This window comes from Aliirhizobium wenxiniae, from assembly GCF_019511445.1.
In the GTDB taxonomy this organism is placed as follows: domain Bacteria; phylum Pseudomonadota; class Alphaproteobacteria; order Rhizobiales; family Rhizobiaceae; genus Neorhizobium; species Neorhizobium wenxiniae_A.
This window is the reverse complement of sequence record NZ_JAEUAN010000021.1, coordinates 53780-65841: the sequence shown is the minus strand read 5'-3', so window position 1 is coordinate 65841 and position 12062 is coordinate 53780. Positions and strand designations below refer to the sequence as shown.

General features: G+C 61.2%; 10 protein-coding genes. All 10 read right to left on the bottom strand.

From position 1 onward, the window contains the following. Positions 1 to 69: 69 nt before the first annotated feature. The 10 genes from JNB91_RS22955 to JNB91_RS22910 all read right to left on the bottom strand — a co-directional run bounded on the left by JNB91_RS22955 (position 70) and on the right by JNB91_RS22910 (position 11846). Entirely contained in the window at positions 70 to 525 is a 456-nt protein-coding gene (locus JNB91_RS22955) for a cytochrome c-type biogenesis protein (RefSeq protein ID WP_346269385.1), read from the bottom strand. Between the two features lie 140 nt (positions 526 to 665). Beyond that, positions 666 to 2654: a heme lyase CcmF/NrfE family subunit gene (locus JNB91_RS22950; protein WP_220327807.1), complete on the bottom strand. Its 1989-nt coding sequence runs from the start codon at positions 2652 to 2654 to the stop codon at positions 666 to 668. Further along, positions 2651 to 3175, bottom strand: a complete 525-nt coding sequence (gene ccmE, locus JNB91_RS22945) for a cytochrome c maturation protein CcmE (protein ID WP_220327806.1) — start codon at positions 3173 to 3175, stop codon at positions 2651 to 2653. The genes JNB91_RS22950 and ccmE overlap by 4 nt, the downstream gene beginning before the upstream one ends. Further along, the gene (ccmI, locus tag JNB91_RS22940) at positions 3172 to 4341 is read right to left on the bottom strand and encodes a c-type cytochrome biogenesis protein CcmI (protein ID WP_220327805.1); all 1170 of its coding nucleotides are present in this window, start codon (positions 4339 to 4341) and stop codon (positions 3172 to 3174) included. The genes ccmE and ccmI overlap by 4 nt, the downstream gene beginning before the upstream one ends. A gap of 208 nt (positions 4342 to 4549) precedes the next feature. Beyond that, positions 4550 to 4981 carry a hypothetical protein gene (locus tag JNB91_RS22935; RefSeq protein ID WP_220327804.1) on the bottom strand — a complete coding sequence of 144 codons (432 nt, stop codon included), beginning with the start codon at positions 4979 to 4981 and terminating at the stop codon, positions 4550 to 4552. Between the two features lie 230 nt (positions 4982 to 5211). Continuing rightward, a complete protein-coding gene (locus JNB91_RS22930) occupies positions 5212 to 6618 on the bottom strand; it encodes an ATP-binding protein (RefSeq protein ID WP_220327803.1) in 1407 nt (468 codons plus the stop codon). A gap of 28 nt (positions 6619 to 6646) precedes the next feature. Then, positions 6647 to 7318, bottom strand: a complete 672-nt coding sequence (locus JNB91_RS22925) for a response regulator transcription factor (protein ID WP_139673761.1) — start codon at positions 7316 to 7318, stop codon at positions 6647 to 6649. Between the two features lie 101 nt (positions 7319 to 7419). Continuing rightward, positions 7420 to 7695 (bottom strand): hypothetical protein, encoded by a 276-nt coding sequence (locus JNB91_RS22920; protein WP_220327802.1) that lies wholly within the window; start codon positions 7693 to 7695, stop codon positions 7420 to 7422. A 107-nt stretch (positions 7696 to 7802) separates the two neighbouring features. Then, positions 7803 to 8033, bottom strand: coding sequence for a hypothetical protein (locus JNB91_RS22915; RefSeq protein WP_220327801.1), 231 nt, complete (start codon positions 8031 to 8033; stop codon positions 7803 to 7805). Positions 8034 to 8051: 18 nt separating this feature from the next. After that, positions 8052 to 11846, bottom strand: a complete 3795-nt coding sequence (locus JNB91_RS22910) for a baseplate multidomain protein megatron (protein ID WP_220327800.1) — start codon at positions 11844 to 11846, stop codon at positions 8052 to 8054. Positions 11847 to 12062 lie beyond the last annotated feature (216 nt).

Below are 12062 nucleotides of genomic sequence, written 5' to 3'. Positions count from 1 at the left end.
CTTAACTGCAGGTGGCTAGAGCATGAAATGTTCGTAATATTTCGAAACATTCGATCGGTGTTTCGAGGCCTATTGGCCGAGCAATTCGTCGATTTTCGCCTTTTCCTCGGCCGTCAGCGCCTCTGAAGGACGCCTTGCAGGCCGGCTTCGGACGAAAATAACGAGTGCAACGATGCCCGCGATCAACAGACCAATCGGCATAGCCCATAGAATGATCGTCTTGGTGCTCAGCCGCGGATTGAGCAGCACGAACTCGCCATAGCGCGACACGACATAATCGATCACCTGGCCATCCGTATCGCCATCCGTCAGCCGCTGGCGCACCAGCACGCGCAGGTCCTTGGCAAGCTCGGCATTCGAATCATCGATCGACTGGTTCTGGCAGACCATGCAACGCAACTGCGCCGAAATCTGCCGCGCCCGGTGTTCGAGTGCGGGGTCGGAGAGAACCTCGTCGGGGTTAACGGCAAAGGCGGGGATGGGGGTGAGGAGGAGGAAAAGAGCGATCAGGAGTTTGGCGATTATTCCCCCTCTGGCCTGCCGGCCATCTCTCCCACAAGGGGGGAGAAGCCCCGTGGCACCGCCCTGCCCGGATCTGGAGCCGAGGACGGGGCGATGAAGCCCCTCCCCCTTGTGGGGAGGGGTTGGGGAGGGGTTTTGACTATTCATTCCGCCGGCTCCATCACAGCCTTGACCGGCTTTGCCTTTCTCGACGGCGCACCAACCCGCAAGCGTCGGTCCGACAGCGACACGAACCCGCCCACCATCATGATCAGGCAACCGCCCCAGATGCAGAGGATCAGCGGCTTCCACCAGATGCGCACGACAATACCGCCGCCATCCATCGGGTCGCCGAGCGAGACATAAAGCTGGCTCAACCCGAAGGTCAGGATGCCGGCTTCCGTGGTCGGCATACGCCGCGCCGTATAAAGCCGCTTGGAGGACCAGACATCCGCCACAACTGCTCCGCCGGAGCGCACGGTGAAGTGCCCACGCTCCTCGGTATAGTTCGGCCCGACCGCCTCGCGGAAACCGTCGAAGGTCAGCGCATAACCGCCCGCATCGGTCGTCTGCCCCTGCTTCATCTCGACGACATGCTCGGTATTGAAGGCCGAGGCGGCAACGATGCCGATTACGGTGACGCCGAGGCCGAAATGGGCAATCGCCGTGCCCCAGGCCGAACGCGGCAGGCCTTTCAGGCGGCGCAGCGACGTCATCACCGGCAGTTTGCCGAAATTGCCGCGATACCAGAGATCGGCAACCGCCCCCAGCATGCCCCAGCAGCCAATCGCCAGACCGAAAATCGCAAGGATCGGCCCGCCATTCTGCACATACCAGAGCAGAAGGCCGGCAAGCAGCGCCAGACCGGCGAACACCCAGAGCCGCTGCATCGCGCCATAAAGATCGCCGCGCTTCCAGGCCAGCATCGGCCCGAAGGGAACGGCAATCAGAAGCGGCAGCATCAACAGGCCAAAGGTCATGTTGAAGAAGGGCGCACCGACCGAGATTTTTTCACCGGTGAGCGTTTCCAGGACGAGCGGGTAAAGCGTTCCGGTCAGCACAGTCGCTGTCGAAACCGTCAGGATCAGGTTATTCAGGACCAACGAGCCTTCACGCGAGATCGGCGCGAACAGGCCACCCGCCTTCAGCGTCGGCGCACGCCATGCAAACAGCATGAACGCGCCACCGATAAAGATCGCCAATATGCAGAGGATGAAGATGCCGCGCGAAGGGTCGGTGGCAAAGGCGTGGACCGAGGTCAGCACACCGGAGCGCACCAGGAACGTGCCGAGCATCGACAGCGAGAAGGTCATGATCGCCAGAAGCACGGTCCAGATCTTCAGCGCCTCGCGCTTTTCCATCACCAGCGCCGAGTGCAGCAGTGCGGTGCCGGCAAGCCAGGGCATGAAGGAGGCGTTTTCCACCGGATCCCAGAACCACCAGCCGCCCCAGCCGAGTTCGTAATAGGCCCAGTAGGAGCCCATGGCGATGCCGGCGGTGAGGAATGTCCAGGCGGCAAGCGTCCATGGCCGCACCCAGCGCGCCCAGGCGGCATCGATCCGGCCTTCCATCAGCGCCGCCACCGCAAAAGAGAAGCAGACGGAGAAGCCGACATAACCGAGATAAAGAAGCGGTGGATGGATCGCGAGACCGAAATCCTGCAGGATCGGGTTCAAATCCTGACCTTCAGCAGGTGCCGGATCGAGCCGAATGAACGGATTGGAGGTCAAAAGGATGAAGAGCAGGAAAGCCAGGCTGATCCATGCCTGAACGGCCAGCACATTGGCTTTCAGCGTTTCAGGAATATTGCGGCCGAAGATTGCGACAAGCGCGCTGAAGAACACGAGGATCAGCAGCCAGAGCATCATCGAGCCTTCGTGATTGCCCCAGACGCCGGAATATTTGTAGATCAGCGGCATCAGCGAATGGGAATTCTCCCAGACGTTCTTCACCGAGAAATCGGAAACGACATAGGCCCAGGTCAAGGCGGCAAACGACAGCGCCACGAGGCCGAACATCACAAGCGAGCCGGTCGTCGCCACTGCCATCATGCCGGCATCGCGCCGATGGACGCCGACAACCGGCAGGATCGAGACGATGATCGCGGTCGCGAGCGCCAGTACCAGCGCGAAATGGCCGATTTCGACGATCATGGCGTGGTGCTCCCGACGACCTGACCGGTCTTGTCCTTGGTCTGCTGGTCCGTGCCATCCTTGGCAGGTGCCATGCCCTTGCCCGTGCCGTCTTCCCAGACACCGTCCTTCTTCAGCCGGTCGGCAACTTCCTTCGGCATATAGTTCTCGTCATGCTTGGCCAGCACGCTGTCGGCCACGAAAGCGTGGGTCGCGGCATCGAACGAACCTTCGGTCACAACCCCCTGCCCCTCGCGGAACAGGTCGGGCAAAATGCCGGTATAGCTCACCGGCACGGTCGCATTCCCGTCGGTCACAGTGAAGCGCACCGTCGATCCCTGACCACGCTCAACCGATCCCGCCTCGACAAGCCCGCCGAGACGGATACGCGTTCCGGGCTGCAGATTGGCCGTGGCCAGATCGCCCGGCATGAAGAAATAGGCGACCGACTGGGAGAAGGCGAACATCACCAGGAATACGGCGATGATGATGAAGCTCATGCCACCGGCGATCACAGCCAGCCGTTTCTGCTTGCGCGTCATTGGGTTACTCCCATCTTGGGGGTTGCTCCCGGATTTGCCGCGCCTGCGGCCGACAGTCCAATTTCCTGTGCGAGCGCGATCAACTGCCTGCCCTCATTTCCTTCGGCGGGGAAATGCTCCAGCCCGGTCTTCAAGGCGGCTTGTGCCTTATCCCTGTCGCCAAGCACCATGTAGGATCTTACCAGCCTCAGCCAGCCTTCGATATTGTTCGGATCGGCTTCCAGCTTCGATGCGAGACTATCGACCATGCCGCGGATCATCTCCTGGCGATCGCCCTGCGACATGTCTTGCGCTGCCGCCACATCGTCGGCACTCGGGCCACCCAGAGATGGTGCTGCAACAGTGCCGCCATTCTTGGCGATATGCTCGTTGATCAAGCCCATCCAGGGCGCATCGGGCGGTGAAGCCTTGGCGATCTCCTCGAAGGTCGCCTTCGCTTCCGCGGCTTTTCCGCCCTGCTCCTGCGCCACGCCGACATAAAAGCGCGCCCGAACATTTCCCGGCTCCAGCCGCACCGCTTCCTCGAATGCCGAACGGGCGTCCTCCGTGACAATCCCGTCATTGGCGACGACCAGCGTTTCGCCAAGGCCGGAAAGACGCGCGCCGTTCGGGCCGATCAGCCGAATGGCGTTGCGATAGGCCAGTTCCGCATCGCCCAGCCGGGCCGTGCGGAAATAGATCGGGGCCAAGATATCCCAGCCGGAGCCATCATTCGGGTTCTGCGCCAGATGCCGCTCGGCCTTGGCGACAAGCAGGTTCATGTCGTTACCGGGATTTTCCAGACGCGCTTCAAGCGGCTGGTCGGGCAAACCGGGGCTGCCCAGCGTGATGTAAAGACAGAGCCCGATTGCAGGCGGCACCACGGTGACCATACCGATTGCCAGCTTGCGCAAAGCACTTGTCTTGGAAATGCCGTCAGCCCCTGCGCCTTGCTTGCCAGCCGCTGCCAGCAGCCTGCGGCCGATTTCGGCGCGGGCGTATTCTGCTTCCTCGGCACTGATCAGGCCACCGGCGCGATCCCGGTCAAGTTCCTTCATCTGGTCGCGATAGACCTCGATCTCACCGGCATTGTCCGGTGCAAGAGCCTCGGAACGCCGGGAGAGCGGATAAAGCAGCGCTGCGGCGACGATCGCCGTCATGAGCGCAAGAAGGATCCATAAAATCATGTTCGCCAATTACTGCAACGGCAGTGACTTTCCAATCTGTCGCCTACCGCTGACGTGAATTTGAGAGATCTCCGCGGCCGATCGCCACGTCACAGGCCAAGGTCTTTAGAACGTTTCAAGACTTATGGGAATGTCTATCAACGGCCATGACCTGTATCAAATTCACGAATGCGTGCGGGAGAAATTCCGGCCGTTTTGGCTCAACCGTTCAGTTCAACGGTGTCCATGTGCCGTCGGAATTGCGGCAGGCTGCACCTCTTGCCAGCATATCCTTGCCATCGACTGTCACGGTATGCCGATATTGCCGGCAGTTCTGCGCGCCGACCTGGTAGGGAGCGTTGGCGATCACCTCGCCATTGGCGCCGTCGCCCTTCCACTGCACGGCCTGTCCACCAGCCGCCTCTTCCAGAGCGCGGTATTCCGCCTCAAGCGCCCGCGAACGATCGCTGGACGACAAATCGGCACCGCTGCGCCCGACAATACCGCCCTGCAAGGCGGTAATGTAACCGGCCGATGCCGACGGTTTTGGAGACAATAATCCCCGCGCACCGGTCGCAGATCGGGACGCAGACGTGCATCCGGAAACAACAGCAATTCCGCAAAGGGTCAACAGCACGGTTGAAAAGCTCGTGGGGCGCATCGCTTGCTTATGGTCTCCGACTTGCATGCCTGGCGGGAACTTCGGTCTCTTCACATCAGCATCGCAGTCTGCCCGGTGAACACCTCTCCTGGCCTCGCTGATCGACACTATTCAAGACCCCGGTTCGTCCGCCTTTCACTTCAATGATATAGCAGGCGATGCGATCGTCCAGAAGATAAGACAGCAAGTCTTTAGCAGTTGCTTATTGGCCACAGATTTCATGACCGGAATCACGCAGCGTCACGTGTCACACCGGGCAAGAGCAGCCTTGCCCGCAGGCCGCCATGGGCGCCGCGGTCCAGCTTGACCGAACCATTATACTCAAGGGCAATCTCGCTGACGATCGAAAGCCCGAGACCGGCGCCCGGCTTGCTCTCATCCAGCCTCTTTCCGCGCTTCAATGCGATGGTAATCTGTTCCGGCTCAAGACCTGGCCCATCATCCTCGACAATCAGCTCCACCCATGCCCTGCGCGCGGCCTCGCCTTCCGCGGCCGGCGGCGGACTTGCCTGAGCAGCAGACACCCAGACGCCCACCTTGGCAAATTTGGCGGCATTTTCCAGAAGGTTGCCGACCGTCTCTTCCAGATCCTGCTGTTCCAGCGCAATCGCCAAGGCATGCGGCGATACGGACAGATGGAATTCTGTCTCAGGGTTCAGTCTGCGCATCACCCGTACCAGCCGCTCGAGAACCGGCTCGACCTCGCTGCGCGCCAGCAGAGATTCGCGCTGGGCGGCAATGCGGGCGCGATTGAGATAGGATTGCACCTGGCTCTGCATCGCTTCCGCCTGAGAGCGCACCAGATCGCTTTGCACTCTTTCTCCCAGCCGCGACTCGTTGAGCAGCACGGCCAGCGGGGTTTTCAGCGAATGAGCAAGATTGCCCACCTGCATGCGGGCGCGCTCCACGATACGCCGATTGCTTTCGATCAGCGCATTGATGTCGTTCGCCAATGGCATGATTTCACGCGGGAATGTGCCTTCCAACCGCTCGACTTCGCCGCGCCGTACCCGTTCCAGCGCCCGACGCGCGCCCTTGAGCGGCAGAAGGCCGAAGAGAATAGCCAGACCGTTGACGATCAGGCTGCCAACCCCGAACACGGCAAGCGTGATATAGAGGTTGCGCGAAAAGCTGTGCACGTCGTCTTCCACGACGGCAAGATTGCCGGATACGCGGAACCGCGCGGCGCGCCCCTCACCGTCAAGCACCACTTCGGTCTCAGCCACAAGCACATTGTTCCCGAAGGCATCATTGGTGCGATAGAAGCGCTCATACCGGTTGTTGAACGGCACGCTCAAAATGGTCGGCACTTTGATATTCGAGGTCCCGAGCGAGGAAGAGGAAAGCGGCGTCGCCGCGAATGTGCCGAGCGGCTCGATGATCCAGTACCAGCCCGTTTCAGGCTGGGAGAAGCGCAGGTCTCCAAGCTGCGGATTGCCCGACAGCTTGTTGTCCTCACTGATCGTCATCGAGTTGATGACGTTATAGAGCTGCGCGCGCAACAGATCGGTAAAGGCACGCTCCGAGGATTGCCGGTAGAGCTGCGAGATGACGATCGCGATCACCACCAGCGCCACGGCTGACCAGGCTGTGGCCATAAGCAGCACGCGTGCGGTGAGTGACCGAAATCCTCCCATGCCCAGGCTCGGGGGCTGTTTGGGGAGACTATTGGGCATCGGCCGGAGCTTGCATCCGGTAGCCAAGTCCGCGCACGGTCTCGATCAGATCGACCCCGATCTTCTTGCGCAGGCGGCCGACAAACACTTCGATCGTATTGGAATCGCGATCGAAATCCTGATCATACATATGTTCGACCAGCTCCGTGCGCGACACGACCGTGCCCATGTGATGCATCAGATAGGACAAAAGCCGGAATTCGTGGGAGGTCAGCTTCAAGGTCACCCCATCGACCGTTGCCTTCGATGCCTTGGTGTCGAGACGCACCGGTCCGCAGACGATTTCGGAAGAGGAATGACCGGCCGCGCGGCGGATCAGAGCGCGCACCCGCGCCAGCACTTCCTCGACATGGAACGGCTTTGCCACATAGTCGTCGGCACCGGCATCGATACCGGCCACCTTGTCGCTCCAGCGGTCACGGGCAGTCAGCATCAGCACGGGCATACCCTTGCCGTTCGAGCGCCATTTTTCCACGACAGTAATGCCGTCCATTTCGGGCAGGCCGATATCGAGGATCACCGCATCATAGGGTTCCGTATCACCGAGGAAATGGCCCTCTTCACCATCGAAAGCGGTATCGACGACATAGCCGGATTCCTTCAGAGCATCCGAAAGCTGGCGATTGAGATTGACGTCGTCTTCGACCACGAGAATGCGCATGAACCGTCCCCTGCATAAAACCTTGCAAGTATCTAGCGCATCAAGCCGAAAACCGCATCCGGTTTCGGTACCCAAAAGGCGCTGATGGCTAGTTTACTTGGCTACATCGGCACCCGGACGGTGACCTTGCGCGGCCGTTCGCTGCCATTGCCCTGTACGAGCACGGTGACAATGCAGGTCTGGCCATCGGAAGACGGTTGGGCGGACAGAAGCTGTCCACCCGTATCACGAACGACGCGCGATGCGGCTGTGCCGCAGTCACCGGCGACCAGAACGACATAGTTCTGGGCGCTGCTCTGTGCGGTCGCAGACGCCCCGGGCAATGCTGCGAATGCAGTGCCGGCGGCCAAAATCGCGATGATCGGCAGTCGCGCCATGTGTACCTGTTTCCACTCAACCGACGAAAGGTCATGTCCAAAGCATGTTATGGATTATGTATCGAATGACGGCTGAATGGCAAATGAATGCTCTGTAATGCTCGCCTTCAGGAAGCCCCGGAGGGGGCTTTTCCACCGATGGATCCGGTGGCGACGAGGCGTCCATAGAGCGCCAAAAGGCCGCCGACTGCCCCGGTCAGCGTAACGGCGATATCAGCCAGTTCCGCCTGGTCCTGAGCCCCGATTTCAAGGCCAGCCAGCTGCAGCGCGGAGGCCGCGACTGCGATCAGAGCACCCCAGATCGTCTTCGACTGGTACCAGTTCTTCATCACATCCATGTGTTCATCTCCTTGTTATCAAAGATTGATCAGCGATCGTGCCGGAATACCCAGCGGAACGGCTCGCCCGAGCTGACGAACGGCAAAATCGATCACCGTCTGCCGTCCGCCGAAATCGGCAAGCTCATCGGCTACAGGATAAAGCCAGGAAGGCTCGGTCACCTCGATGCTCCTCACCACACCGCCACCCGCCATCAGATCGACGCGGTAGCGCTCCTGTGGTTCGTCCATCGGGATGTCAGACGCTTCCCAGCCATCGGCGTCGATCCGACCGCATCTCGTCCAGCCGATCGCGATGTCACCATTTCCGGTTCGTTCAGCCCTCAGATGAACCGGAGCCAGAGGCGTCTCAGCCCGCTCCCCACCGGCAAAGACAAACGGGCCGGCTCTGCCGCCGCTGGCTCCGAGGCTCTCGGCTAGCCAGTTGAGCGACCGCCCGCGTTCCTCACTCCCCAGCCCAAGCGGCACAAGCGCCTCGTCCAGTACGACACACGAACTGCCGGCCAAGGCCCCAACCGCCATCGCATCCTGCGACCCGGCAAGACCCCGCAAAAGGCCTGTCAGCCTCCAGCGTTTTGGTGCTATTTCCTCCGCAGACAGAAAGCCGATGATTTCCCACAGGCCATTTTGGGCCCTGACGGCAATCCGGTTTTCACCGGAAAGCACCGCGAGCTTATCGAACGCTGCCAGTCCACCGAAATGAAGATCCAGCTCCAGCACATTTGCATGGTCAAATCGGCCCAGTGCACCAGCCGAGAGCGGCGATGACAGCGCCCCCAGTCTTGCCGGACGGTCAAGCGTCACGCGCGTGCGGTATCCTTCGCTCGTGGCGGAAGACGAGATCACCATACGCCGCCATGGCCGGCAATACGCGGCAACACAGGCAAAGTTTTCTGGTGCAGCATCCGTCAGCCGCGGCAGGTCCATGAAATGCAGGAGGGGTTGAAAAGCATCGGAAACGCCACCGCCCCCCGCACTACCCCGACCGGTCGTCACATGCGCCCCGGACGGCGGAAGCGCCAGATGATGTCGCGCCTCGATCCGGCGCACCGTCCCCTCCTCGATACGTTCAACCACGAATGTCCCATCCGGGCCACCGAGCAGCCTTATCGCGTCACCGGTTTCGATTGCCTGCTCGGCCGGCGAGATCGCGAAATTCAGGGTCCGCCTGGCAATACGGTTCGCCCGAAGTGCCGCCTCCACCGCACCAAGCGCCGTCTCCTCGCCAAGCGTGGCTGGCAGATCGTAACCCAGCACATGCCGGCTTTCCGATCCGACCGGGCGCGAGCGCACGACTGCCTGCTCATAATCGAGAACCGGATTGTAGAAACTCAGCACCGCCTCGGACGGAAAGTCACTGTCATGCCCGCGGGTTTCCGACCAGAACGGTTCATCTTCGATATCGGCCAGAACTGCAATTTCATGCGAATCGAGGCCTGCACCCAGCCGGGAGCGAAACCGGATCCGGCCTGCATCCTCAACAGCATCGATCTGAAACGCCTCCATTAACGGCTCGATCAAGGCGCGCGCCGAGGTCAGCTCGGCTTGTACATAACCTGTAAGGTCCCCGCTCACCGCCGAGACGTCGAAATCCTCTATGCCGTGATCGGTCAGGATCGCCGCAATCGCATCGGCAAGCGTGGTGCCGCCCAGGCGCCCATTCAGCCAATGCCCTGCCCGCCAGTTGCTGCCGTCGCTCCAGATCGAAAGATCATCCGGAAAGGCGGGCTGCGGTCGCGCATCCCAGGTCCAGACGAAGATATGGCCCGGCTCGACCATGCCTTCCGGCGCGGCACTTCCTTGCCAATATCCGTGATGCGCCTCAAGAAAACGCCGCTGCTGGCTGTCCGCTCTTCCGCCCGACGAAAAATAGGGAAGACCGCTTTCCGCCGATTTCGGATCGACGAAGACATTCGGCTGATTGGCGCCCTTGTCCACCGCCGGGCAGCCCAGTTCCGTAAACCAGACAGGCTTCATGCCCGGAACCCAGTCACTCGACGTCAGCCGCTCCGCACCGCCTACCCGTTCGAAATGCCGGTTCGACCACCAGCCACGGATATCCTTGTAGCGAAACACCCAGGGCTTGCCCGCAAGCCCGTCAGTGATGGATGAGCGAAGGCGTTTCTGTCGGTCCGCCTCGCTGGCATAAAACCAGTCATACCCTTCACCGGCCGAAATCTGCCCAACCATCCCCTCCGCATCGTCACGCCCGGCAAAACCATCTGGATTGACCTCCATCAGGTCATCCTCACGCCAGTCGGAGAGCGGCATGTAATTGTCGATGCCGACCGCATCGATATGGGGCGACGCCCAGAGCGGGTCGAGATGGAAAAACACGTCTCCCGAACCGTCCTGCGGGTGATAGCCGAAATACTCGCTCCAGTCGGCCCCATAGGTGACCTTCGTCTGCGGCCCGACTTTCGCCCTCACATCCCCGGCAAGGTCAACCAGTTCCTCGACGAAGGGAAACCGATCCGCTTCGTCGCGCAATTGCGTCAGCCCACGCAGTTCCGACCTGATGACGAAACCATCCACACCGCCTGCCTCGCCGACGAAGTCCGCATAGTGCATAACCATGCGGCGGTACCCTTCCGCCCCGCCGCTGAATGCGTCGATCTGCTGCCGCGCCGCGGCGGTCCTGTCTGCGGTTCCCGCCCGCCCGGGTGCCGGATCGCAAGTAATCCTGCCACGCCAAGGATAAGCCGCCTGTTCGCTGCCGCCATAGGAATCGGCAAGACCATTGCCTTGCGGGACATCCATCATCAAGAACGGATAAAGATAGACCTTCAGCCCACGCGCCTTGAGATCCGCAATCGCCGCCCGGACGCTTCCGTCGCTCGGGGTGCCACCATAGGCGGGCGAACCATCCTTGCGGCTGACAAGATACGCCTCGCCTCGCGCAATCCCCGCCACCGACCACGGATCGCTCTCGTCCCGCCGCACCTCCACCTCGACACCCGGCACGATCCGGCAATGCCCGGCACGCAGGTCCGTGCCGAACCACGACACGACCAGCGCGACACTTTCGAGGTTCGGGCAAAGCGCCTGCAACTCATCGATCGAAGCCTGCCAGTCGGTCAGCGCCGCCGTCGTGTGCCGGTTGATGATCCGGCCGCTGCCCTCGCCGGTCTTCTCCGTCACCTGGACGGTCTGATATCCATGCTCGGTTGCCCCCGGAATGATCGTCACCGCCCTTATCTGCGTCTCCAGCTTGCCGACAGGCCGCAGCACCTCGAACTGCAGAAGCGGAATACGATTGCCGAAAACATCGAGCGGCAGCCGCTCGAAGACGACATAGGCAAGTCCGCGATAGGCCGGTGCCATCCCCTCGCCCTGTTTCGCCTCGATCAGCGGATCGGGCAATTGCTCCTCGTTGCCGCGATAGACACGCATCTCGATCGCCGTCAGGTCGATCTCGCGGCCATCGGCCCAGACGCGTCTCACCGAAGCGATCGGCCCCTCACACAACCCGATGGCGAAATTGGCGAAGTAACGAAACGTCTCGACCCGCGGCCCGGTCGCCTTGCCGCCGGTGCGTTCCCGCGTCACTTCCTCCTCGAAACGCGTCGCCCAGATCAGCGTCCCGCCGATCCGCGCCGTTCCGTAAAGCCGGTTGATCGCGGTGCCCTCATCAGCCCCCGGAATCCGCGCCGTACCGAGCCTTGCGCCCGAAATCGTCCGGCTTCCGTTGATCAACGAGCGATCGACAACACTGCCGGCCAAAGCGCCGATTGCGCGCCCGACAATCGCCCCGATCGGCCCGAAGACGCCACCAAGTGCAGCGCCTGCCGCCTGAAAAAGAAGAGTGGCCATAGTCTCTCCTCACGCAGCAGCCGTCACGACTGGATGCGCGCAAAAATTGTGATAGCGTGTGGGTGTTTGGAAGCAAAAGCAGCACGCGCCGGGCCAGCCCGGCGCATCGGTGAAGACAGGCTACACCGACTTCAGCAGGAGCCCTGCTTTCGAACCTGGAGGTAAAGTTATGAAGCTTCGGCCGATTAGCATTATGCTTACCTGGAGGGTGACCCG